Annotated in this window: 23 protein-coding genes; 11 read left to right on the top strand and 12 right to left on the bottom strand. The window is 56.1% G+C overall.

The features are described 5' to 3' along the window. Positions 1 to 13: 13 nt before the first annotated feature. Genes WEB64_RS05340 through WEB64_RS05355 form a run of 4 tightly spaced genes read right to left on the bottom strand, consistent with a single transcriptional unit; the run spans position 14 to position 4032 of the window. On the bottom strand, positions 14 to 490 hold the full coding sequence (locus tag WEB64_RS05340; RefSeq protein ID WP_368061481.1) for a DUF6505 family protein: 477 nt from the start codon (positions 488 to 490) through the stop codon (positions 14 to 16). Continuing rightward, the gene (locus WEB64_RS05345) at positions 487 to 1191 is read right to left on the bottom strand and encodes a biotin/lipoate--protein ligase family protein (RefSeq protein ID WP_368061482.1); all 705 of its coding nucleotides are present in this window, start codon (positions 1189 to 1191) and stop codon (positions 487 to 489) included. Before WEB64_RS05345 ends, WEB64_RS05340 begins: the two co-directional genes overlap by 4 nt. Then, the gene (locus tag WEB64_RS05350; RefSeq protein WP_368061483.1) at positions 1188 to 2033 is read right to left on the bottom strand and encodes an Mrp/NBP35 family ATP-binding protein; all 846 of its coding nucleotides are present in this window, start codon (positions 2031 to 2033) and stop codon (positions 1188 to 1190) included. Before WEB64_RS05350 ends, WEB64_RS05345 begins: the two co-directional genes overlap by 4 nt. Positions 2034 to 2052: 19 nt before the next feature. Further along, positions 2053 to 4032 carry a 4Fe-4S binding protein gene (locus WEB64_RS05355; RefSeq protein ID WP_368061484.1) on the bottom strand — a complete coding sequence of 660 codons (1980 nt, stop codon included), beginning with the start codon at positions 4030 to 4032 and terminating at the stop codon, positions 2053 to 2055. 142 nt (positions 4033 to 4174) lie between these two features. Here WEB64_RS05355 and WEB64_RS05360 point away from each other — a divergent pair, with 142 nt between their 5' ends. The 11 genes from WEB64_RS05360 (at position 4175) to WEB64_RS05410 (ending at position 14937) form a co-directional block, all read left to right on the top strand. After that, a complete protein-coding gene (locus WEB64_RS05360; RefSeq protein WP_368061485.1) occupies positions 4175 to 4753 on the top strand; it encodes a DUF3305 domain-containing protein in 579 nt (192 codons plus the stop codon). Then, a complete protein-coding gene (locus tag WEB64_RS05365; protein WP_368061486.1) occupies positions 4753 to 5388 on the top strand; it encodes a DUF3306 domain-containing protein in 636 nt (211 codons plus the stop codon). The genes WEB64_RS05360 and WEB64_RS05365 overlap by 1 nt, the downstream gene beginning before the upstream one ends. Before the next feature lie 162 nt (positions 5389 to 5550). Continuing rightward, a complete protein-coding gene (locus WEB64_RS05370; protein WP_368061487.1) occupies positions 5551 to 6096 on the top strand; it encodes a molecular chaperone in 546 nt (181 codons plus the stop codon). Positions 6097 to 6137: 41 nt separating this feature from the next. Continuing rightward, positions 6138 to 6326, top strand: coding sequence for a twin-arginine translocation signal domain-containing protein (locus tag WEB64_RS05375; protein WP_368061488.1), 189 nt, complete (start codon positions 6138 to 6140; stop codon positions 6324 to 6326). Positions 6327 to 6416: 90 nt separating this feature from the next. Continuing rightward, the gene (locus WEB64_RS05380) at positions 6417 to 9302 is read left to right on the top strand and encodes a formate dehydrogenase subunit alpha (protein ID WP_368061489.1); all 2886 of its coding nucleotides are present in this window, start codon (positions 6417 to 6419) and stop codon (positions 9300 to 9302) included. A 15-nt stretch (positions 9303 to 9317) separates the two neighbouring features. Then, positions 9318 to 9926, top strand: a complete 609-nt coding sequence (fdh3B, locus tag WEB64_RS05385; protein WP_368061490.1) for a formate dehydrogenase FDH3 subunit beta — start codon at positions 9318 to 9320, stop codon at positions 9924 to 9926. 85 nt (positions 9927 to 10011) lie between these two features. Then, positions 10012 to 11184: a formate dehydrogenase subunit gamma gene (locus WEB64_RS05390; protein WP_368061491.1), complete on the top strand. Its 1173-nt coding sequence runs from the start codon at positions 10012 to 10014 to the stop codon at positions 11182 to 11184. Next, entirely contained in the window at positions 11181 to 11306 is a 126-nt protein-coding gene (locus WEB64_RS05395; protein ID WP_368061506.1) for a hypothetical protein, read from the top strand. Before WEB64_RS05390 ends, WEB64_RS05395 begins: the two co-directional genes overlap by 4 nt. Then, positions 11290 to 11553 carry a sulfurtransferase TusA family protein gene (locus WEB64_RS05400; RefSeq protein WP_368061492.1) on the top strand — a complete coding sequence of 88 codons (264 nt, stop codon included), beginning with the start codon at positions 11290 to 11292 and terminating at the stop codon, positions 11551 to 11553. The genes WEB64_RS05395 and WEB64_RS05400 overlap by 17 nt, the downstream gene beginning before the upstream one ends. Positions 11554 to 11852: 299 nt before the next feature. Further along, the gene (locus WEB64_RS05405; protein ID WP_368061493.1) at positions 11853 to 14426 is read left to right on the top strand and encodes an EAL domain-containing protein; all 2574 of its coding nucleotides are present in this window, start codon (positions 11853 to 11855) and stop codon (positions 14424 to 14426) included. 85 nt (positions 14427 to 14511) lie between these two features. Beyond that, positions 14512 to 14937, top strand: a complete 426-nt coding sequence (locus WEB64_RS05410; RefSeq protein WP_368061494.1) for a VOC family protein — start codon at positions 14512 to 14514, stop codon at positions 14935 to 14937. Between the two features lie 104 nt (positions 14938 to 15041). On the opposite strand, the gene WEB64_RS05415 is transcribed toward WEB64_RS05410, so the two are convergent. The 8 genes from WEB64_RS05415 to WEB64_RS05450 all read right to left on the bottom strand — a co-directional run bounded on the left by WEB64_RS05415 (position 15042) and on the right by WEB64_RS05450 (position 24608). After that, positions 15042 to 15971 (bottom strand): pirin family protein, encoded by a 930-nt coding sequence (locus WEB64_RS05415; protein ID WP_368061495.1) that lies wholly within the window; start codon positions 15969 to 15971, stop codon positions 15042 to 15044. Between the two features lie 167 nt (positions 15972 to 16138). Beyond that, positions 16139 to 16957, bottom strand: a complete 819-nt coding sequence (locus WEB64_RS05420; protein ID WP_368061496.1) for an alpha/beta fold hydrolase — start codon at positions 16955 to 16957, stop codon at positions 16139 to 16141. A gap of 36 nt (positions 16958 to 16993) precedes the next feature. After that, positions 16994 to 18070, bottom strand: a complete 1077-nt coding sequence (locus WEB64_RS05425) for a hypothetical protein (protein ID WP_368061497.1) — start codon at positions 18068 to 18070, stop codon at positions 16994 to 16996. A 25-nt stretch (positions 18071 to 18095) separates the two neighbouring features. After that, positions 18096 to 20120, bottom strand: coding sequence for a dipeptide ABC transporter ATP-binding protein (locus WEB64_RS05430; protein ID WP_368061498.1), 2025 nt, complete (start codon positions 20118 to 20120; stop codon positions 18096 to 18098). A 1-nt stretch (position 20121) separates the two neighbouring features. Next, positions 20122 to 21063, bottom strand: a complete 942-nt coding sequence (locus WEB64_RS05435) for an ABC transporter permease (protein WP_368061499.1) — start codon at positions 21061 to 21063, stop codon at positions 20122 to 20124. Next, positions 21064 to 21981, bottom strand: coding sequence for an ABC transporter permease (locus WEB64_RS05440; protein WP_368061500.1), 918 nt, complete (start codon positions 21979 to 21981; stop codon positions 21064 to 21066). A gap of 2 nt (positions 21982 to 21983) precedes the next feature. After that, a complete protein-coding gene (locus tag WEB64_RS05445) occupies positions 21984 to 23525 on the bottom strand; it encodes an ABC transporter substrate-binding protein (protein WP_368061501.1) in 1542 nt (513 codons plus the stop codon). 168 nt (positions 23526 to 23693) lie between these two features. Then, positions 23694 to 24608 (bottom strand): LysR family transcriptional regulator, encoded by a 915-nt coding sequence (locus WEB64_RS05450; RefSeq protein WP_368061502.1) that lies wholly within the window; start codon positions 24606 to 24608, stop codon positions 23694 to 23696. Positions 24609 to 24715 lie beyond the last annotated feature (107 nt).

Below are 24715 nucleotides of genomic sequence, written 5' to 3' on the forward strand. Positions count from 1 at the left end.
TTACTGAGCAGAATCAATCGACGCTGCCGTGAACGGCAAAGGCCTCCAGCGAAGCATCTTGCGGGGCCCGGGAGCGGTAGGTTTCCTCAACACCTAATTCGGTCAGAGTGCGGCTGACCATCAGCAGGGTATTATCCTCGAAGTCCTCGCACATACGGCGCATCTGGTCGATTTCTTCGCAAGCGAAGGGATAGGCCGTGTCGATATCCGGCGCGCCGTAACGCTCAACAAAGGTCTTCGCCAGGGTCTGGCGCAGCTGCTCCAATTCGGCTTCCGTGATGTTGCAGACGCCCACAAAACTGGCGCGCCCGCCAGACTCTATGCTGTACCAACCGTTGGTGAAAGCCTGGCGGGCCTTACCCTTCAAATCTGCTTCGGTCCAATTGGAAAATTCGAACCCGCCGGAGATGGCCCACTCGCCACTGGGGGCTGGCGCTTCGAACACATTTTCATCGGACACATCCAGTCGCAGGCTTCGGGCCAGTTTCATGTGCGCTCCGCGAATTTAATCAAACTCAATGTCTCGGTCATGTCATCCTGGCGTAATAGCATCCGGCCTTTTTCATCCAGTCCAACAAAAAGTCCGGATCTTGGCTGATCGATCATCTTGCCCTGGGTGTCACAGCGTGGCCGCCATTCGTTGTGTACGCGCTCAAACCCACTGTCCAGAAAGTGGGTCAGCCACAGCAAAGTATGCTTGGACCAACTCTCCAGCAGCGCCATGGGGGTGATGTCGCTGCACCCCTCATCCAGCAGGCAGGTTTCATTCGGATTTTCGCCTGGCTCGTCGCTCACAGGTATAAAGGGCATATCGATACCGATGACTAACCAGTTAGGATACGCCTCTGGATCTGACACATCCGCCGCAAAGCGAACCCCACCACAGACCGCACCATTGACCTTGATACGGTCAGGCCATTGAAAGTGCACCGGCACTTCCGGTGGCGCCAGTGCGCCCAGACTCTCGGCCAGGCCTATCTGGGCAACATAGACCGCCAGAATTGCCTCTTCCAGAGGCTTTTCCGGCGCCAATACCAGGGCAGCGCGCAAGGTACCCCCTGCCTCAGAGTAAAAAACTGTGCCTGAATCGACACCCTCGATGGCCCTGCTGATGGCTTGATCAAAGGGATCCGTGTGCCTGGGCACCACCTCTCCCGTGAGTAACGGCGGAAACTGGGGCGACTCGATCATAGGATGGCCCGGGCGTATGCGTCAGAGGCCACAATTTCATCAGCGATGCGCTGGAAGGCCTGTGCCTGAGGGCTATCCGGCTTTGATACCACAATCGGGATGCCACCGTCCGAACCGATACGGATGTCCAGGTCCAGGGGAATCTCACCCAGAAAGGGTGCACCAATTTTTTGTGCCTCAGCCCGAGCGCCGCCGGAGCCAAAGGGATGGTGTTCTTTACCGCAGCCGTCGCAGACAAAGGATGCCATGTTTTCGATCACACCCATTAAGGGCACGTCCATCCGGTTGAACATATCAATGCCTTTGCGCGCGTCCATCAGCGCAATGTCCTGAGGTGTCGAGACCACAACGGCCCCCGCAACAAAGAATTTCTGGCTCAGGGTCATTTGAACATCACCGGTACCGGGAGGAAGATCCACCAGCAGCACATCCAGCCTGCCCCAATCCACCTGGTTCATCATCTGTTGCAGGGCCCCCATCAGCATAGGTCCGCGCCAGATGATGGCTTCGTCGTCCGGGGTCATCAGCCCCAGGGACATCAGGGTCACGCCATGATTACGCAAGGGCAGGATGGTATGCCCGTCGGGGCTGGATGGGCGGCCTGAAACACCCAGCATGCGAGGCTGGCTGGGTCCGTAGACATCGGCGTCCAACAGACCCACTTTAAGACCTTTCGAGGCCAGCGCGACAGCCAGATTGGATGCCACAGTCGACTTGCCGACACCGCCTTTACCCGAAGCAATGGCGATGATGCGATCAATCCCCTTCGGGTTTTTGTCTTGCGGCCGGGGCGCGTCGGTACCAATCAGGTTGGGTTGTCCGACGTCGGTATATTGAACCATGTTGTGTCCTGTTTGGTTTTTAGCTGTCCAGGTAGTCGTCACTGGTGCGAACCCGAGGACGGTCGCCCCCTGCCATGGGCGCTTTATCCCCATGGAACTGGGCTTTTACCCGACAGTTGTCACACATCTTGATCAACTGAACATTATCAGAGTTGGTGTACATCCAGTGCTGGTTTTCCAGTTTTTGCACGATTCGGTTAATGGTACTGGCGACGCCAAAGGGCGTGCCACATTTGATGCATTCGAAAGGGTCTTCGCCATGCAGTGCCCGGGCACTCAGCGCGTCCTTGGAAATATCCAACTGAGGTTTCAGCGTGATGGCCGTCTCGGGACAGGTGCTTTCGCATATGCCGCATTGAACACAGGCATTCTCCGTGAACTGAACCTCTGGCCGGTCCGGATGGTCTCCCAGGGCGCCGGTGGGGCACAGTGAAACACAGGCCAGGCAGAGCGTGCACTTATCGGAGTTGATCTCGATCGCACCATAAGGTGCGCCCGCTGGCAGGGGGATCGGCGTTTCGATCTTCCCTGCCATTGCCGCGACTGTGACCCGCGTGATGTCCCGGCGGCCGCCGACCAGTAAAACCGGTTCGCTCACGCGACCAGCGTTATCCCCCGCCGCGCCAAGTTCGTTGTCGGAGATCACTCTGACACGACTGGGGGCGTTGTGGCTACCGATAAGCATGGCCTGAGCCAGCTTTACTTCGGCGGCAACAACCTGGCGGTCGGTCTCGTTGTCCGCCAGGATCAGGACTTCAGCGTAGCCCGCTCCAAACGCGGCCAGTACCTCAGCATGGCCAATACGATCGACATGTTCCAGTCCCAGCGGGATAAGATCGTCCGCCAGCCCCTCGCCATATCGCGCCAACTGGGTAATGGCGTCAGCGCCATCGCCCAAGGTGTGGAAAACCAGACGCGGAGCTTCGTCGGTTTGTTCCCGGTAAACCCTGGCCATGACATCCACGGCTTTGGTCAGCGCCTCGAAGGGCGTTTCGTTCATGGTCACGGCTGAGGTCGGGCAAACCGCCGCACAGGACCCGCAGCCAGCGCAAATATCGGAATCGATTTGGATGTGATCACCGGCGGAAAAGATCGCCTCGGTGGGACAGACCTCCAGGCAACGGGTGCAGCCAGGTTTGTTCGCCCGGGAGTGCGCGCATAACGATTCTTCCAGCTTGAAATACACGGTTTTCTCGAACTCACCAACCCGGTCTCTGGCAGTCAGAGCAATACGTTCCAACTCTCCGGTTTTGGTCGGGTCGGCCCAAAAGTAGCCGTTGCGTTTTTGGTGACTGGGAAATGCTGGCTCACCGCCACGCAAGTCTATAAACACATCACACTCACTATGAGCGGAAGCTTTAACCTGATTATAACCGAGAGCTCCGCGACCAGCGAGATTCAGAGTCTGCAACTGAGCAAACTCCAGTTTAAAGTTGCCCAGCGCGCCTTGGGCGGTCGTCAATTGGCCTTTAGCCATGTCGTAACCGGCGGAGGGCAGCTGTATCGGCCCCGCATCGTTGACGATACAGGTGACGCCCAGCTCGTCCTGTACCAGCTCAGCCATCCTGACGGCCTTCTCGGTAGGGCCGACAATGCAACACACACCGCTGGACTCAATCGTTTTAACAGGCGCCACAGGAGCCGTTAGCTGGGCCGCAGCGATCAAGGCGGCTTGTTTGGCGTACAGGCGCCAGGAGTCAGCGGTCGGTGAGCTCCAACCGGCCCGATCCCGAATGTCGATTGAGCCCAGCGGCACCGAATGTTGAATCTCAGCCTGAATATCTTCGCTCAAGCGTTCGAACGAGGCAGCCTGCTGGCCACAGGCGATGAGCACTTCATTGCTGCCGCCCAAGTGCTCGGCGGCAATATTCATTTCAGTGCCGCACAATTGATCCACCACGAATACCTGCTCAGCTCCCGCAGCCGTTTGCAGTACCTCGGGACTAAAAGACTGAGTTTTGTCGCAGGTGCACAACAGTAGGGTTTTGGGTGCCGTCATCAGAATTTTAACCCTCTCAGTTATTATTGTACGTATATGTGTTTATCCGATATTGTCGAGGATGACACAGCTGCCAGTCATTGGACAATTGGATAATTGGCTAATTACCGGTGCTCTGCTAATTTGATTAGAGAGAGGTGTTATGAGCCGTAACATAGAGAGTTGGAAGCGCGAGTTAAAAATCGGCGCCGTCGTTCGACGGAAGCCCGGTGTGACACAGTGGGCTCGGGATAACTGGAAGCCGACGGCTGTTTTACCAGGTGCACCGGATGCGTTCTGGAAAGAACTGGTTCGCGACGGCGAGGTAGTTGATTACCACGCTGGCACTGTGACTATGGAATTATTTCGCGCCGATGTAGAAGGTTACCTCGTATCCCTGAATATGGCTGCCCCTTCCGTCTGGGTCATAATGGATAGAGATCAGACTAATCGATCGCCTTCAGGATGGGTTGTCAGCGCCGTTACTGCCAGTGCTCATGAGGCGCTGGACGCTCTGGATAGTGGCGAAAGCCAGGTCGAAGCTGTTCCGATTCCCGAATCCTTAGCGGCCTGGATTAAAGAGTTTATCGACATGCACTACATCGAAGAGCCGTTCAAGAAACGTCGTCGTGACGAGGTCCGTATTGACGGCATCGAGGACGGCAAAGGTGATGCGCGTATTTCTCAAGAAAGCGATGTCTTCCGTTCACCCACCGACATTAAAAAATCGAGGGTGCATTGATGGCCGAGTCACGATTACAGCGCTGGTCGCGCAAAAAAACTGAAGCCAGCAAGGAACCAGAGCTTTCCCCACCGTCGTCCGTTGAGCCTGAACCATCACCCGAAGAGCGAGAGCTGGCCATCAATGAGGCCTTGCCTGAGCACGAGGTGCTAGAGAAGTACAATTTACCGAACCCGGATGCCATTGAACTCGGTACCGATTTTACAGGGTTCATGCGCAAAGAGATTCCTGAACTCCTGCGCCGCCGGGCCCTGCGCTCGCTCTGGAAATCCAACCCCGTTCTGGCGGTGCTGGACGGGCTCAATGACTATGATGAAGATTTCACGGACGCTGCCAGTGCAGGCAATGTTGTGAAGACCCTGTACAAGGTAGGCCAGGGTTTTGATAGAACCCCAAAAGCTGATGAGGAAGTCGGGGATCAGATTCAAGAGCAACAAGAGCCGGCGGAGGCTTCGGAAATTTCTACCCCTGCAGGAGTAGATGCGGCTGTAACTGAGAATGCACCAGATAGCGTCGCTGAGAAATCCGAGCTCGAACCCGTCATTGAACCTTCCTCAACGCGGCGCGTCGAACCCGTTGTTACTGAGGCAGAACCTGCACCGCGTTATCGACCAAGGATGAGTTTTCACTATTAAGTCGGTAGTCAGAACCCAAGTTGCGCCCGGGGGTGATTGGGGCTATAAGATGAAGATAACAATTTAAATAAAGACATAATATGAGAGAGAAACAAGTTGTCCAACACTGCGGAAGTCCGGTGCCCTCGCTCGATCAGTAACGAAGATCGCGCGAGAGCACAAATGTACCAACTTTTGGGTGCCCTACTGGGCGGCCCACCTTCGAGTGAGCTACTTAAAGGCCTAGCATCCTTGCAGGGCGGTGATACTGCTATGGGGATAGCCTCCAAGACCTTGGCTGCCCTGGCCGAACGCACCTCACCTGACGCCGCCAATCGCGAATACAACAACCTTTTTATCGGGGTTGGCCGTGGTGAACTGCTTCCATATGCCAGTTATTACCTGACCGGTTTTCTGAACGAGAAGCCTCTTGCAGATTTGCGTGGCGACCTGATGGCCAGAGGCGTCAGAGCCATCGATAACGTTAAAGAACCGGAAGATCATATAGGCACACTTTGCGAAATCATGGCGGGAATCATTACGGGCGAGTTTGAGTGCGACAGTGATCTGTCTTCGCAAAAAGCCTTTTTTGAAGCGCACCTGACAAAGTGGGCAGCGTTGTTTTTTACCGATTTGGAAAAAGCGCAAACTGCAATTTTCTACGCTCCGGTGGGCTCACTGGGTCGTGCTTTCATGGCGGTAGAGACTGATGCATTTGCACTTCAATAACCGGGATCAGCCTGATCCCTCAACCCAGGTGGAGGTTTCCTATGGACAACCAAAAGCGTGACAACAGCCGTCGCAATTTCCTGCGAATGGCGGCAATTGCAGTTCCATCTGCCGTTGCAGTGGTGGTTGCACCGAATGCCGCAGCAAAGGTCGTCCAGGACGCCCCTAAAAGCCGCGGTTTACGTGACACTGAGCACACACGTAAATATTTCGAATCGGCTCGCTTTTAAGGAAGTGTGAGTGATCCAAAGTTGCAAAAGGCTCTTGGATGATCGCGCTGCCAGTAAAACGAGAATAAAAAAAAGAGAGAGGTAATCGATATGTTAAGGAAGAAAACCAACGGGGTAGCGAAAGGCTCCCGTGCGGGATCTTTACTTTCATCCCTCGCTGCTAAAACAATGGACCGTCGTGGTTTCTTGGCCGCCTCCGGTGTCGCAGTGGGTGGCTTGGCGGCTTTGTCACTGCCGTCGACACGCGTCAAAGCTGCGACCCCATCGACACAGGGTGGCGAAGTCGTTCTCAAAAAATCAGTGTGTACGCACTGCTCGGTCGGCTGCACGGTCGAAGCTGAGGTTCAAAATGGCGTATGGACCGGCCAGGAACCGGGTTGGGATAGCCCCTTTAATATGGGTGCTCACTGCGCAAAGGGCGCATCGGTGCGTGAGCACGGACACGGTGAACGCCGCCTGAAATATCCCATGAAAATGGTCAACGGCCAGTGGGAAAAGATTTCCTGGGATGTGGCGATCAACGAGATTGGCGACAAAATGTTGCAAATCCGCGAAGAGAGTGGCCCTGACTCGGTCTACTGGCTGGGAAGCGCCAAGTTCTCTAACGAAGGGTCCTACCTGTTCCGCAAATTTGCCGCCTATTGGGGCACCAACAATACCGATCACCAGGCCCGAATCTGTCACTCCACGACGGTCGCCGGCGTAGCCAACACTTGGGGCTACGGGGCGATGACCAACTCGTACAACGACATGCACAACTCCAAGGCGATCTTCATCATTGGGGGCAACCCTGCTGAAGCGCACCCGGTGTCGCTGCTTCACATTCTGAAGGCCAAGGAACAGAACAACGCGCCGCTGATTGTCTGCGACCCGCGTTTTACGCGCACGGCGGCCCATGCGGATGAGTATGTTCGTTTCCGTCCCGGTTCCGACGTCGCGCTGATCTGGGGCCTGCTCTGGCACATTTTCGAGAATGGCTGGGAGGACAAAGAGTTTATCCGTACCCGCGTATACGGCCTGGACGACATCCGCGAAGAAGTAAAGCGCTGGAACCCTGAAGAAGTTGAGCGCGTTACTGGTACTCCGGGTGCTCAACTGGAGCGTGTAGCACGTACTATGGCCAACAACCGGCCGGGTACCGTGGTCTGGTGCATGGGTGGTACCCAGCATTCCAACGGTAATAACAACACCCGTGCCTACTGTGTGCTGCAACTTGCGTTGGGTAACGTCGGTGTTCCGGGGGGCGGCACCAACATCTTCCGTGGGCACGACAACGTTCAGGGTGCCACCGACCTGGGCGTGCTGGCCGATACCCTGCCTGGCTACTATGGTCTGGCAGCTGGCTCCTGGGCCCACTGGGCCCGAGTCTGGGAAGAAGATCTGGACTGGCTGAAGGGACGTTTTGCCACCATGGACAAAGACGGCAAATCCGTGGCCATGATGAACGAGAAGGGCATTACCGTATCCCGTTGGATCGATGGTGTTCTGGAAGCCAAAGAAAACCTTGACCAACCAGACAACACCCGGGCCATGGTTCTGTGGGGTCACGCGCCCAACTCGCAGACCCGTATGCTTGAAATGAAAGAAGCTATGGAAAAGCTGGATCTGCTGGTCGTTGTGGACCCCTATCCCACCGTATCAGCTGTGCTGCACGACCGGAAGGACGGCGCCTACCTGTTGCCCGCGACTACCCAGTTCGAGACATCAGGCTCAGTTACCGCTTCCAACCGCTCACTGCAGTGGCGTGAAAAAGTCATCGAGCCGCTGTTCGACTCGAAGGTCGATCACGAAATCATGAAGCTGTTTGCCGACAAGTTCGGTTTCACCGACCGCATGTTCCGCAATATTACCGTCGAAGGCGACGAGCCGGTAATCGAGGACATCACTCGCGAATTCAACCGCGGTATGTGGACCGTTGGCTACACCGGTCAGTCCCCGGAGCGTCTCAAGAAGCACATGGCGAACCAGCACCACTTCGACAAGACGACCCTGCGTGCGGTGGGCGGGCCTTGCGATGGCGACATCTACGGTATGCCGTGGCCATGCTGGGGCACGCCCGAGATGAACCACCCAGGCACACCGAACCTGTACGACATGTCGATGCCGGTGTCTGAAGGCGGCCTTACCTTCCGTGCCCGGTATGGTGTCGAGCGCGACGGCGTGAACCTGCTCGCTGAAGGCGTTTACTCGAAGAACTCGGAGATCAAGGACGGGTATCCAGAGTTCACCATGCAGATGCTGATGGACCTGGGCTGGGATGGAGACCTTACGGCCGAAGAGCGTGCCAGCATTGAGGCGGTTGCAGGCCCCGAGACTAACTGGAAGACCGACCTGTCAGGCGGCATACAGCGCGTTGCCATCAAGCACGAGTGCGCACCCTTTGGTAACGCCAAAGCGCGCGCGATTGTCTGGAACTTCCCGGACCCCGTGCCGCTTCACCGCGAACCGCTTTACACCAATCGTCGTGACCTGGTGGAAGACTACCCGACCTATGCCGACAAGCAGTTCTGGCGTGTTCCGACCCTGTACGAGTCAATTCAGAAGAAGGACTTCAGCGAGGACTTCCCCATCATCCTGACCTCAGGCCGGCTGGTCGAGTACGAAGGTGGTGGTGATGAGAGCCGTTCAAACCCTTGGCTGGCGGAACTGCAGCAGGACATGTTCATTGAGGTGAATCCGCGGGATGCGAATAACCTGAATCTCCGTGATGGCGAAGACGTCTGGGTTTCCGGCCCTGAGGGCGCGCGCATCAAGGTGAAAGCAATGATCACCGAGCGCGTCGGCGAAGGCGTAGCGTTTATGCCGTTCCACTTTGGCGGACACCTGGAAGGTAAGGACCTGAGGCACAAGTACCCCAAAGGCGCCGATCCATACGTTCTGGGGGAATCCACCAACACGGTTCAGACATACGGGTATGACTCGGTCACGCAGATGCAAGAGACCAAATGCACCCTGTGTTCGATTTCGCCAGCATAATAAGAGGTATATAACATGGCACTTGAAGGTCAAGCACGCGCAAAGTTTCTTTGCGACGCCGAACGCTGCATCGAATGCAATGCCTGCGTTACGGCCTGTAAAAATGAGCATGAAGTTCCCTGGGGCATCAACCGTCGCCGCGTGGTCACCATCGAAGATGGTAAACCCGGAGAACGTTCGATCTCGGTAGCTTGCATGCACTGCTCAGACGCGCCCTGTATGGCCGTTTGTCCAACAGATTGCTTTTACCAGACCGATGACGGTGTGGTTTTGCACTCTAAGGACCTGTGTATTGGTTGTGGGTATTGTTTTTATGCCTGTCCATTCGGCGCACCCCAGTTCCCCCAGGCGGGCAACTTTGGTAGCCGTGGCAAGATGGACAAGTGCACGTTCTGTGCAGGCGGTCCTGAAGAAGACAACTCCAAAGCCGAGTTCAATAAGTACGGGCGCAACCGTATTGCCGAGGGCAAGTTGCCGATCTGTGCGGAAATGTGCTCGACCAAAGCCCTGTTGGCCGGTGACGGTAACGAGGTTTCGGACATCTATCGCCAGCGCGTGGTGAACCGTGGTTTCGGTTCAGGCGCCTGGGGATGGGGCACGGCCTACGAGAAGAAGGGTGCCTGAGCAAGCCTGATCAAGCCGGGGCCTTTGGGCCCCGGAATCGATTAAGGCAACGAGTTCTTTTTGTTGGTTCTATTGGAGTGCTTTCATGACCCTTAAAATATTGGGTGCCGTCGTCTTTGCACTGGCGACACTGGTCTCTAACCCTGGTTTGGCGCAGGAGGCCCCGGAGGCTGATCGTGCGGGTACCGGGGGTGCTCAGACCCTCGAAGACATCATGGCTCGGCAGGAAAAACAGGAAGTTGACGAAAGTTTTCGGTCTGAAAACCTGGGTGACCCAGCCAATGCGGCGGGGATCAGCGATCAATTGGGTACCCAGGGCGGGGTTTCTGACTCCGATACCTGGCGTGGTATTCGCTATAACGAGAGTGATATCAGGACGCAAGCACGAGGTCCAGCAGCTGACGTCCTGATTCAGGACGGCGGCATGCCTTGGTACAAATTGCGTGAAGGTCCGATCATTACCTACGGCGGTCTGGCTTTGTTAGGTATTATCGCGTTGCTGATAGTGTTCTACTTCGTTCGCGGCAGAATCAAGATCGACGGCGGTCCTGCAGGCACTACGATAGAAAGATTCAAAGCCATCGAACGATTTGGCCATTGGCTGTTGGCGGGCTCGTTTGTCGCTTTAGCGATAACGGGTCTGTTTACCTTGATGGGGCGCAGTTTCCTGATCCCTGTTATCGGGCAGGATGCTTTTTCTACTTTGGCTGTGGGCTCCAAGTGGGTCCACAACAATATTGCCTGGGCGTTTATGTTGGGGTTGGTGTTGACCTTCTGCATGTGGGTGGCGCACAACATTCCCAACAAGCTTGATTGGCACTGGCTTAAGGTGGGCGGCGGTATTTTTACCAAAGCCCATCCGTCTGCAAAGAAGTTCAACGCCGGGCAGAAAATTGTTTTCTGGACCGTGATGGTATTGGGTTTTTCAGTCTCATTGTCAGGCCTGTCGCTGTTGTTCCCGTTTGAATTGATAATGTTTGCCGATACCTTTGCCGCCATCAACAGTGTTGTGGGGACGGATTTCCCGACAGCCCTTACGCCCCACGAAGAGATGCAGTACGCCAACATTTGGCACTCGATTGTGGCATTCGTGATGATGGTAGCCATTATCGCCCACATTTATATCGGCTCTGTCGGTATGGAAGGTGCCTTCGATGCCATGGGTAACGGTCATGTTGATGTCGAGTGGGCGCGCCAGCACCACGACCTGTGGGTAGCTGAGGTCGAAGCCAAACAAGGCAGAGGAGAATCATCGTGAAAGTTATGATTTCCGCATTTGTCGCAGCTTTGATCATTGCCGCCATCGCCCCGGCCGCTCTGAATCAGTTCGGGTGGTCCTCAGCTGAGCAGACCAGCAGTGAGAATGTACGGCTTGACTGATCAGTCAGTGTCACAGCAAACAGAGGTACACCAGATCGACGCCGTCGGTTTGGTGTGCCCACTCCCCATTTTGCGTTTCAAAAAACGCATTCAGAATTTGCCCAGCGGCACGCAAGTCGAGTTGCTGGCCGATGACCCCAGCGGCCGTCGAGACCTACAGTTACTTTGTGAACTGACCGGCCACAGGATCGAATGGGTCCGCGAGGAGGATGCTGGCGTCTTCCGTTGTCGTATCTGTTTAGCATAGCTGGCGCTCGCGCTCGGAATCGTTGAACCGCTACAGTATGAGGCACTGCCACCCAGCAAAGTCCGCAGCGTGCTTACAAAATGAAAAATGTGTCCGCGTTCGGAATTTGATAGCATCTTGCCAACACGAGCCACAGCACCCCTCAACTTAAGGACGAGACAAGCATAAAGTGGAAGCCTGCATTGGGTATAGCTCCGTGAAATGCCCAGTTGCCCCGCTTTTTGAGATCACAGACCTGGTTCCACGAAGGGTAACTCTCAAGTGAGGTATGGTATCAACTTTTAATGGATGCCTGATTCATGCACCCACTCCACTTTACCGATGCCACCACGCCCTTTGCGATAGCCTATTCCGGGAGCTACTCGGTACCTCTGGTCATCCTTTCAGTGTTCGTTGCCATCCTGGCAGCCTTTGCCAGTATCAGCCACGTGGATCTTATGCGCGCCACCAAGTCAGCGTCGGTACGCTTCCGCTGGCATCTGATTGGCGCGGTGGCCATGGGGGTTGGCGTCTGGACGATGCATTTCATCGGCATGATGGCTTTCCGCCTGCCACTGGCTGTTTATTTCGAGCCCGGAATGACCCTGTTATCGGTACTTCCAGCCATCGCCGCCGGTTATATCGCGCTGAGTATATTGCACAAGAACAAACCTGGTGTTGCTGCCATCATGGTGGGCGGCGCCCTGATGGGTCTGGGGATTGGTGTCATGCACTACCTCGGTATGAGCGGAATGCGTGTCGAGGCACACATGCTGTATCAGCCCGGACTTTTTTTGCTATCTATCATTGTTGCGGTTGTAATGGCGAGTGCCGCCTTGTCAGTACCTCGGCTAATAGTGGTTATGCAGGGTGAAAGCTACACCCTCAACTATGGCCTTTTATTCAAACTCATCAGCGCTTCGCTCATGGGGATCGCAATATCAAGCCTCCATTATGTGGCCATGACCGCAACCGTTTTCCTGCCCATAGACGGAGCATCTACACCAATTCCAACGCAGACGTTGGATCAAGCCCTAATCGCGACACTGGCTGTCATTGCCAGCGTCTTCATCCTGGTGATGTCCACCGTTACCGTAGTATTCCGGTTCCGCATCATCGCGGCCGACAGGATCGCCGAGGCCTCCGCAAACGCAGCCCGGCAACTCGAGGATCGTTTCAGCAAGCTCGTCCCCCGTCTTCCGGGGATGGTGTATCAGTTTCAGATGGACCCCGACGGCCATATGTCCTTCCCATACGCCAGCGAAGCCATCCAATCCGTTCACGGTGTCACGCCGGATGAGGTAAAGGATGATGCCACCTCAATTTTCCGGATCATTCACCCGGATGATCTGGAGGGTGTCAGGGCATCCATTCGTGAATCGGCCGCAACTCTCAAGGTGTGGCGGCATGAATACCGGGTTCGCCTGAATCACGGAGAACGCTGGCTTCAAGGCAACGCCATGCCGGATCAGATGGCGGATGGAGCCATACTCTGGAATGGTTTTATCACCGATGTGAGCGAACAGAAGCAAGCCGAGGCACGCATCCATGAACTGGCATTTTACGACGATTTGACTGGCCTGCCGAATCGACGCCTGTTCGAAGATCGCATGGAATTGGCATTGGCGTCATCTCAACGACACCAGCAATATGGCGCCCTGCTGTTTCTCGATCTTGACGATTTCAAAAGCCTCAACGACACCCTGGGTCATTCTTTTGGTGATGAGTTGCTCAAGATCCTGGCCCACACACTCATCACACGCCTTCGGGGGATCGACACTGTTGCCCGGGTCGGCGGGGACGAATTTGTCGTTATCATCGGAGATATTGGTGCAGAAGAAGAGCTGGCCACACAGCATGCAGGGCGTCTTGCTGACGATCTGCTCAAACTCCTGACCGAACCGGTAAATCTGAACGGCTATCAGTATCGATGTGCAGCGAGCGTCGGTATAACACTGTTCAAAGGCGCCGATCACTCCCGTGAAGAGCTGTTGAGACGGGCTGACACCGCCATGTACGAGGCGAAATCCGCAGGCCGCAGCATGATTCGTTTCCACGATCCACACACCCAGTCCATTCTGACACGACGCTTTCGCCTGGAAAGCGAACTAAGACATGCTATGGATCGGGGTGAACTGTATCTTGTCTATCAGAAACAGGTGGGTCGCAGTGGCCTCTGTGTGGGGGTGGAAGCTTTGCTACGCTGGCAGCATCCGGAGCGAGGCTTGATCCCCCCACCAGAGTTTATTCCGATCGCCGAGGACAACGGCCTGATCATTCCCCTGGGGCAATGGGTGCTGGAGACCGCTTGCACCCAACTCGCCATCTGGCAGGCTCAACCGCCCACAGAGAGCCTGCAAGTGTCGATCAATGTCAGTTCCAAACAATTCCATCAAGTCGATTACGTCGAACAGGTTATGGCCACTATTCGACTATCCGGTGCCCGACCGGAAGGCTTGTGCCTGGAACTGACCGAATCTCTGGTATTAGCCGACCTTGATGATGCCTTGCTAAAGATGCATGCCTTCAGAGCGCAAGGTATCCAGCTTTCCATGGACGACTTCGGGACTGGTTACTCTTCCATGGCCTACCTGTGCCGACTTCCCTTCGACGAGGTCAAGATCGACAAATCATTTGTACAGCAGACAGGAGAGAATAACTCCGGCAACGAGTGGATCATTATCGAGGCAATTATTAACATGGCGCATAACCTCGGCATGCGGGTAGTGGCTGAGGGCGTGGAAACCGGGAACCAGCATCATCTCCTGGCTCAGCTTGATTGTGACTGCTTCCAGGGCTATTACCTGGGGCGCCCCGTTGATCTGCAAGCTATGAACCTAAGCCTTTCAGTGCATATTCCTGATCAGCTTAGGCACGATCATTCCAGCGCTTAACTGGGTTCGGCCAAGGCTTTTACGGTTGCTATTTCACTGCTGCAGGGTAAATCCTATCCATCACTAACTTGAAGGAAACAGACTCATGGCACTTTGCCCGTTTCATCTAGCCATTCCCGTATACGACCTGCCAGCGGCACGGCATTTCTACGGCGAGACGTTCGGCCTGGCTGAAGGCCGGTCGAGCGATCACTGGGTCGATTTTGACTTCTATGGCCACCAGCTGGTGATCCATGAGCATCCAAAGACCGCCTCACAGGAAAGCGCGCATACCAACGCGGTTGATGGCCACGACGTGCCAGTGCCGCATTTCGGCATCGTGCTGGAATGGGCGCAGTGGGAAGCGCTGGCCAAGCGGCTGCGTGAATGCGATACACAGTTCGTGATCGAGCCCTATATCCGTTTCAAGGGAGAGCCGGGTGAGCAGGCGACGATGTTTCTGTTCGACCCCTGTGGCAATGCACTGGAGTTCAAGGCATTTGCCGACATCGGCCAGCTCTTCGCCAGGTAAAGATTTGGGGCCCCGCCACAACTACACTACAACTTCCGAGGCAGGGAGGGCTTCATCAGCAAGAGCCCTCCAGAAGCCGGGCCGGACTCACCTGATTATCTCGCCTACCCTCTCGCTATATCCGGCAACGGAATGAACTCAACCTCGTCCCCGATCACCTTGTCAAAACGCCCGGCCTGCCAATCATCTTTAGCCTGGGTGATACGCTCCTTGCGTGACGATACAAAATTCCATTCGATAAACCGCCGCCCTACCGGTTCGCCACCGATCACAACCAAACGGGTGTCTTCGTCCGCCGTAACAGTTACCAATTCTCCCCGGGAGAATACCGTCATGCTATGGGTCGGCAGATAACTGCCTGCCGCCTTGAGAGCACCCTCTACCACATAGACCGCCCGTTCAGCCGTATCCGGAAGTACCAATGACTGGCCAGCTTTCAGAATCGCCTCGGCATATAATGTTTCCGAGAACTGCTGAACCGGTGACGTGGCACCCCAGGCGCTGCCGATCATGAGCCGCACACTAACGTCGTCCACTGTCAGAACCGGAAATTCGTCAGCTTTGTAATGATGGAAGCCCGGATCGGTTTCCTCGTGCTGTTCGGGCAGTGCCAGCCAAAGCTGAAGCCCGTGCAGCCGATGCGCAACACTGGTGATATCCGGTCGTTCCCGCTCAGAATGGGTAATGCCCCTGCCTGCCACCATCAGATTGACGTCTCCGGGGCGAATGGGTTGCAGGCTGCCCACGGAATCCCGGTGCAAAATTTCCCCTTCGAACAGGTAGGTCACCGTGGCAATACCAATATGTGGGTGCGGGCGTACATTGATGCCATCACCAGGAGAAAAGTCGGCTGGGCCCATTTCGTCGAAAAAGATCCAGGGGCCTACCATCTTACGCTTCGATGTCGGCAACAAACGACGCACGAAGAATCCCCCAAGATCCGCCACCCGCGGGCTCAGGATCAGTTCGATAGCCTGGCAGGGCACCTCCAGGGCATCGCAGTCCTGTTCAGCCGTCAGCAGAATATTGCTCATCTCGCACCTCCTGTCTGTTCAGCAAAAGGTGGTGATCGCCGCAACTGGGCGCTACCCGGTCGTCATTGCGTTAATCACCCTCAGGTTCGAAAAGCACATAAACCAAGCCTGATAATACTCCACAAACGCAATCTGGTGTCTGAATGAGCGGTGATCAAGAACGTTGATCACTCGCCCAATAAAAACCCCGAAATTGCAGCATTATAACGCCCGGCGTCCTCAATATAGGGCGCATGCCCCAGGCCACTGAGTTCCAGGTGACGCACGTTCGGTATTCTTGCCAGTAACGGTTCGGCCTTGTGCAGCGGCGCCACCTTGTCCTGGTCACAGGTAATGACCAGCGTGGGCGCTTGAATCCGGGTCAACTCCGGTTTCAGGTCCTCGGTCTGGATGGCCCACGCGGCGTTAGCAACACCCTCTGACCTGGACTCTGCCGCAATCTTCGCCACTTTACCGAAGATGATGTCGCTGGTGCCATCCGGCAACATGCCTTTCGCCCTCCACTCACCATAGACTTCGGGCGGCAAATCACGAAGCTCTTCAAGACGCCGCCGGTAACGCTCGTTAGCACCGCCGCTCTGACTCAGGCCATGCCCGGGATGGGTACAGGACAACACCAGGCGTTTAACCAGCGCGGGGTCGAGCGCGGCCATTTTCATTGCCACCAGCCCACCCATGGAGTGGCCAACGACGTTGACTGGCTCCGACCATATTCGCTTGGTGAATTCGATCGCAACCCGGGCCAGAGCTTCGACTGTATTCCCCGCCACATCCGACTTGCCGTAACCGGGGGCGTCCCATGCGATCATCTTCATCCCGGATGCAAGCACGCTGAGCTGATCTTGCCAGCTGGAAGCATTGCCGTTCAGGCCGTGGAGGAAGAGGACAGGTTCCCCTGTGCCGTTTTCCAGATAGCTGACCCAGCCGTGGTCCAGATTAACCCCGAATCGCGGAGCTGCTTTTCGTGTCCTGCGTGTATCATTCATGTGCCAACTCACTCTCTGTGCCGTGTCCTGGAACACTCAGTCCATATCCGCAAAAGGGTCATCTTCTTCACCAGAGCCCTGGAGTAACTCGTTTTTTTCACGTGAACCACGAGCGCTTGCGCCGTCGGGTCCATCCCCCAGGGGAAAGAGTGCTCGCTCTTTGTGGCCTGCCAACAGGTATCGGGCACCCGCTACCGCCATCTCCTGGCCGCTGTGGCCTATGCCGTAGACGGTTTCCAGTTCCCAATTGAATTCCGCGCCCAGCTCATCCGCTTTGGCTTTGTTAACCGCGTAGAATTTCTCACCTTTCTCCAGTCGGTGGGCGCCCTGAGCTTCGGCGATGTCCAGTTTGCTGAGTAGCCGATGGGAGGTGTCGTTATCGGCAGTGCCGAGCATCACTACGAGGTGATGCGCATAGGCCGGCTTCAGGTCCGCTTCTTCAATGCCTGTATTCTTGAGGCCATAGCGCAACGGCAAGGTCCAGTCCGGGAACGTATAGGTACCGGAATTGGCTGCTATCGCAGTGTCGATGCGTGCCTGGGGATACAGCATGACCATCCGGGTAACAAACTGCGCACCGCTGCCGTGGCCCCAGATGTCGTATTCGTTGGTCTCGAGCGCAAAGGCATTACGAAGTTTGTCAAAGGCGCGCTCCACGGCTGCAAAGGATGATTGCTCCGGCGGATTCCGCTGGCCTTTGGTCTCGTCTACAGAGGAGGAGTCCGGGGTCACCCAGTTGCCGGTCTGGTAGCCCCAGCCGGTCGGAAAATCTTCTTCTGATATTTCCGGGGCCACAATCAGAACGTTGTATTCATTGGCATAGGCGCCCCAGTAATCGCGATACACATCGGCATCACGACGCCCGCCGTGCATCACCATGACCACCGGAGTATCCGCCTTTAACTCGTCGGGGCGGGTGTACCACAGCCGCATGCTCACCGGCTTTTCGGTTGTACCCGCTTGCACCACGATCGAGCTGTAGCGCTCGAAGGTTTCCGGATCAAAAAGGTCCGACTCGCTGTCTTCCGAATAGGCAACAGGGTCCTTTGTTACCGTCTGACAGCCGGTCAGGAATGAGAAAAGCGCAACTAAAAAAACGGCGATCATCTTCATGGCGCAGGGCCCTTCATATTGTTGTTTATTGATGCTTTGCCTGGTGGCTGAACGTTTTTGCCTTCCAGCACTTAACAAAGGTGGCGTTGATAATTTCCGGCTTCGGAGCTTCTTCCCTGCACTGCTGTTCCGCGATGGGGCAGCGTGGATGAAAAGGACAGCCAGAAGGTCGGTTCATCGGGTTCGGGAACTCACCGGATAATCCCGGTGCAGGTACCCGGAGGTCCGGCGAAATGCTCAATGCAGAATCAAGCAGTGCGCTGGTGTATGGGTGCCTCGGGCTGGACAACACCTGGCTGCGATCACCGCACTCCACGATTTCCCCCAGATACATCACCGCCACCCGATCGGCCATATGCTGGACCACCGAGAGGTCGTGGGTGACGAACAGATAGGTAAGGTCCAGTTCGTCCCGCAAGTCCAGCAGCAGGTTCAGTATCTGAGCCTGCACCGACACATCCAGCGCGGAGGTGGGCTCGTCGCAGATCACAATCTCCGGGTCCATAATTAATGCCCGGCCAATGGCGGCACGCTGGCGTTGGCCACCGGAAAGCTGGTCCGGGTAGCTATTGAACACCCGTCGGGGCAGGCCCACATGTTCCATCATTGTGTGAACCTTGGCGCGCTGATGCTCTTTGGTGCCCAGGCGATTGACCACCAGCGGCCGACCGATAATGTCACCAATCGTTTTGCGGGGGTTCAGGGAAGAGTACGGATCCTGGAAGATCGGCTGGATCATTCGGGCGCGCTGCCTGGCAGGTAGAGTACTGATCTCGTGCTGACCCAGGCTGACGGAACCACAGTCGGGTTGTTGCAACCCCATTATAGTTCGCGACAGCGTGGTCTTGCCGCACCCCGACTCACCTACCAGCGCCAGCACCTCGCCCTTGCGAATATCCAGGCTGACATGATCCAGCGCCTTGAGCGACTTTTGCTTACCAAACAGCCCGCGACGTACCGGGAAGGTGCAACTGACGCCGTCCACCGTCAGAACTTTTTCGCCCGGTGTTTTCGGGAGTTCCATCGGCTTCTCGTCAGCAGCGCCGTCCAGGTTAGCGGAAGATTGATGCCGCGTTGCCTCCGGATCGTGACAGACGTAGGTCCGCCCTGCCCCAAGCTGCTTCCTGGGCGGCGCTTCCGTTTTGCAGGCGTCCACTGCCCGGGGGCACCGGGAGGCGAACGCACAACCCTGAATCCGGCCGGTCATGGACGGAACGATGCCCGGAATCGAGCCCAGCCGGTGCGCGGCATCCCCTCGATATCCTGGCACACACTCCAGCAGCCCCTGAGTATAGGGATGCTGCGGATTCCTGAGCACTTCCTCAGCGGTGCCGGTTTCCACTATGTCACCGGCGTACATCACGGCAATTTTGTCCGCAGAGCGGGACACTACTCCCAGATCATGGGTAATCAGGATCATCGACATGCCCAGCTCTTTTTGCAGATCCTGTAACAGGTACAGGATCTGCGCCTGAATGGTCACGTCCAGAGCGGTGGTGGGCTCATCTGCAATCAATAGGTCCGGCCCGTTCATCAGGGCCATGGCGATCATCACGCGCTGGCGCTGGCCACCCGAGAGTTCATGGGGATACTGCTTCAACCGGCTGGCCGGATCGGGCAGGCCGACTTTTTCCAGCAGGAAGATCGCCCGCCTTTCTGCCTCGGCCCTGGACACCTTGCGATGTAGGGTCATGGTCTCGGTCAGTTGGCGACCAATGGAGTAGACCGGATTCAGGCTGGTCATGGGTTCCTGGAAAATCATGCCTATTCGCTGTCCGCGCACTTTGGTCGCCAGTTCCCGCTCGCCCGAATGGGCGAGGTCGCTGCCGTCAAAATTAATGCAGGCGGCTGCGCGTCTGGCAGACGGAGGCAACAGATTCATGATGGCCAGTGCAGTCATGGATTTACCGGAGCCAGATTCGCCCACGATGCCCAGGGTCTCGCCTCGTTTGAGGTCCAGGCTGATACCCCTGACTGCTTTTAGCGTGCTCGAGTCGGTCGGGAGGTCAACACACAGGTTCTGAATATCCAGAATGGATGCTGTGCTCATATCAGTTCCTCCGATTGGTAACAGTGACATCGCGGACCCCATCGCCCAGCAGATTGATGGCAATCACGAGGATAAACAGCGCGATACCGGGCAGGATCACCAGCCACGGCTGGAAGAACATGGCAGTTTTGCCCTCGGCGATCATCAGGCCCCAAGACGGCAGCGGCGACGGAATACCAAGCCCCAGGAAGGAAAGTGTCGCCTCGTTCAGGATGGCTACCGCCACTTCCAGGGTGAAAATCACCATGATCTGGTTGGTCAGGTTCGGAAGCACTTCGCTTACTGCAATCTGGAACTTGCTGCACCCCATGGCGTTCGCAGCGGCAACAAAATCCAGCTCTCGCAAACGCAGAGTGGCGGAACGAGTCACCACCAGGTAGAACACCCAGTGGGTGACGCCGATGACAAAAATAACCACGGTGACCGACTGGCCGATCACGAACACCAGCGCCATGATCAATAGCAGACTCGGCACCGCCAACTGACAGGTCACCAGGAAATTGACCGCCTGGTCGATCCAGCCACCGAAATAACCCGCGAGAAGCCCTAACGTGACGCCAATCACTGCGCCGATGGACGCTGCACCAAGCCCGATGGCCATCGAAATGCGGGCGCCGTGGATAAGGCGGCTCAGATAATCTCGCCCCAGGTGATCAGTGCCCAGTAAATACTCCCAACTTCCGCCCTCATTCCAGACCGGCGGCAACATACGTAACGACAGGTTTTGCATGTACGGATCGTGTGGTGCCAGCCAGGGCGCGAACAGTGCGAACACCGCCATCACCAGCAGAATGCCAAAACCAATCTTCAGGCCATGATGTTTGCGCGCCCGCTTCAGGGCGGCCTTGGTGGGGGTGAGTCCCAGACTGCCTCCTTCATACTCTGGAGGTGTTTCAACGGAGGCGATACTGACATCGCCCAGTGTTTGTCTTATTGTCATCATTCACCCCATCCGGATCCGAGGATCAAGCCAGGCGTTGATCAGATCAGCCGCCAGCGTGAGCAATACAAAGGTCAACACAAATATCAGGATCAGCGACTGCACCGTGGGAATATCCGAATTAAAAATGGACTCCACCGCCAGTCGACCCAGCCCGTTCATGCTGAACACCGACTCCGTCACCACCGAGCCACCCAGTTTATTTCCGAGTTGCACCGCCAGTACGCTGACAATGGGCAGCAGGGCGTTGCGCATTGCCTGTTGCAAAATCAGCCGGTAGCCCATAAAACCTTTGGCCCGCGCGGTGCGGATGTAGTCCGAAGACAGCACGTCCAGCAGGCCTGTACGAGTCAGGCGCATAACCGCTGGCACCGAACTGGCACCGAGCACCAGCGAAGGAAGCACGTAGTGTTTCCAGGTCGCATCTCCGGAAACCGGAAAGATCGGGAAGGTGACGGCAAACAGGATGATCACCATCAAGCCCAGCCAGAAGTTGGGAATTGCCTGGGCCGATACAGCCGTCGATAAAGCAAAGCGGTCCACCCAGCTGTTGGGCCTCAGCGCGGCACTGATACCCAGTGGTAAGGCAATCAGGATCGTCACCAACAGCGACGACAGTGCCAGCAGGATAGTAACCCCGGCATGCTCCTGGATCAGGTCCACCACGGGCTGCTTCCAGAAGTAGCTCTTACCAAAATCTCCGTCGAATACGCCACCCAGCCAATCGCCATACTGGACCAGAACCGGACGGTCGAATCCGTACTGTTCTCGGATATCATCGACCATCTCCTGGGGCGCATCCTCGCCGGCGATGGTTTGGGCTGGGTCGGTGGCAAAATGGAAAAGCGAGAAGGTAGCGAAAGACACAGTCAAAGCCACCAGCAGCGCCATGAAGCCTCTACGCAGGACATAGTTCAGCATAATCACTGCCTCCAGCTGGCTTGCCAGAATCGGGGAACGCCGTCCTTGGGAACTGAAAACTCCAGCCCAGGCGTTAACAGGAAATTCTGGCTGTAGGAAAACATTGGAACCCAGTAGGCCTGCTCAGCTATCCGGTTCAGAGCCTTGCGATATAGTCGCTTGCGCTCATCGGAATCGATGGTTTGTTCGGCCGAGCTCACCGTGGCAGCAAGGGCTTCATCACCGCTGTAATTGCGGGCGGAATTGGCGGCGAAATGAACCCCGGTGGACGCCGAGGCGTCGGCTGTGCCACCGCTGCCGTAGGATGCAAAAAAAGCCTGCATATCCTTGCTGTTACGAACCTTGGAGAACACATTCAGTTTGACGAAGCGCAGATCGACATCCAGCCCGATGGCGTTCAGGTTGCTGACAACCGCCTCGGCTATGATCTTTTCCCGATAGGCCCAGAGCTTGAAGGAAAACCCATCCGGGTAGCCGGCTTCGGCCAGCAGTTGCCTGGCTTTTTGCGGGTTGTAAGGATAACGCGGGCCATCGGCACTGCACCCGAACTGGCGCGGGTGACAGGCAAAGTGGACTACCTCGGCGCTGCCACGCACCAGGTACCGGGTGATCTCCTCACGATTGATCGCATGGTTGATCGCCTGGCGCACCTTGCGGTTGACAAACGGCGAGTCTGGGTTGGCCTCCCCGGCAGCATCAAGAGTAATGTATCCGATGCGGATATCGTTGCCTTCCAGGCGTTTCACCCCCGGTAGGTGGCTCACGTTATCGGCCACGTCCGGTGGTACGTCCATCATGATGTCGATGCCACCGCTGAGCAGTTCCGCCTGCTGCGTACCCTGGTCAGGTATCACCCGGAAGATCATGTTTCTGATTGCTGGATTCGCTTTGGGGCTGGTCTGGTAGTAGCCCTCGAAGCGCTCCAGAACTATCTCTCGCCCGGCCCTGAAGGCCGAGACTCGATAGGGGCCGATGCCGTTTAAAGGCTGTGCTTCAGCGTCATCTTCCGCATCTTCGTAGGTCCCCTGCTTCCGCAAAGGGATGCTGATGGCCATGTCCCGCAATGCCATAGGGTAAGGCAACTTCAGATTAAAACGGACTTTCCGAGGCCCCAGCTTTTCGACGCTATCGAGCCAGCTCCGGATAACCGGGCCACGGCTGGTGTCGGATTCTTCGTTAATCACCCATTCGAAGGTGTAGATCACATCTTCCGCTGTAAGCGGGCTACCATCGTGAAACACCACGCCCTCCCGCAACGTGATTTCCAACTCGGTGTCCGATACCCACTCATAGGAGGAAGCCGCCAGCGGGACGAACTCAAGGGACTCCGGATCCACAAAGAACAGGCCGTCATCGGTCAACCGGGAAAGAATCAAGCCTTCCCGCTGAATGGAATACAACCGGTCCACGGTTGTCAGCGGCTTGGAAAGAGCAACCACAAGCGTGTCGTTATCCGGGCCTGCGTTGGCATGAAAAGACAGTGCACACAAGGCAATCAAGCCAGTGAGGCAGTTACCAATGGGCACTGGGGGCCGCGTCCTCATGTCTCCTCCTATTGTAATTATTGGAGCACTTGATCGTTGTCTGGTGTGTATAAAGATCAAAGATTGAAAGCAGTTTAAGCAGCCTCGATTGATTTTAAAATTGAATATAAGTCATATTCATATGCATTTAATGCATCTAAAGCGGAAGCCGCACCATCTCACATCAGCTTAACTGGTCAGAATCGCATGCTCACCCAGGGCGGCAACCACCTCTTCCTGCAGGCAGCGAACCAGGCTGGTAGTAACCGGCGTTTCTTCAAAGCCCGGCGGGAACAACAATACGAACTGCAAGCCGTAATTCGGACTAAGGGGCCGCAGGCAAAACCTTGACTGATCTACCGCCAACGCGGCCAGGCGATCAATAATCGTTACCCCCAGGCCTTCCACCACCATCTGGCAAGCCAGCACACTGGAGGTGGTTTCTATCTTGCAATCAAGTGTTACACCCGCCGCTTGAAAAATTTCTTCCATCTGGAAACGAGGGCGCAACCCTGGCGCCAGGGCAATAATGGTGTATTCAGCCATTTGCGCCGGCGTCACCGTGTCCAGAGATTCAAGAGGGTGGCCACGGGGAATCATCACCATGGCATTGGTATCAAAGAAGGGCCGCTGGATAACAGAAGGGTGATTGCAGGGTTTAGTGAGCGCTACTGCGATGTCGTAGTGACGTCCAGCCACCCATTGTTCGATGTCGCGGTGCCCTCGCACGTCCACACTGAAACGCTGCTCCGGATGTTCCCGGACAAACCGTGCCAGCGCAGGCGAAACCAGACTGTTGGCCAGTCGTGCCAGGGCCACAATGCGCAGGGTCCGGGTACCACCGGCTTTGATTTCCTGGACGATGCGGGGGAGATCATCCAGATTGGATAGTATCTTCTCCGTTTCCCGATAGAATTCTTTGCCTTCAGGCGTCAGTACCAGCCGGCGCTTCTCCCGCTTGAACAGTTTCAGCTTCAGCTCGGCCTCCAGCGTTGAGATCAATCTACTGGTTGCAGGCTGACTGAGGTTCATCACCGAGGCTGCCGCCACTAGAGACCCATGAATGACCACTGCGCGGAAGCATTTCAACTTTTTGATATTCAATGGCTTCTCCTGGTTACATGCAGAAAACGCATATACCTATCTAATGTTTTCAATTTACATAGGTATCAATAGTAGCCGATAAAGTAAGCGTGGAAAGCGCCATGAGA

Origin of the sequence: Marinobacter sp. (assembly GCF_040882185.1) — a bacterium.
Classification (GTDB): domain Bacteria; phylum Pseudomonadota; class Gammaproteobacteria; order Pseudomonadales; family Oleiphilaceae; genus Marinobacter.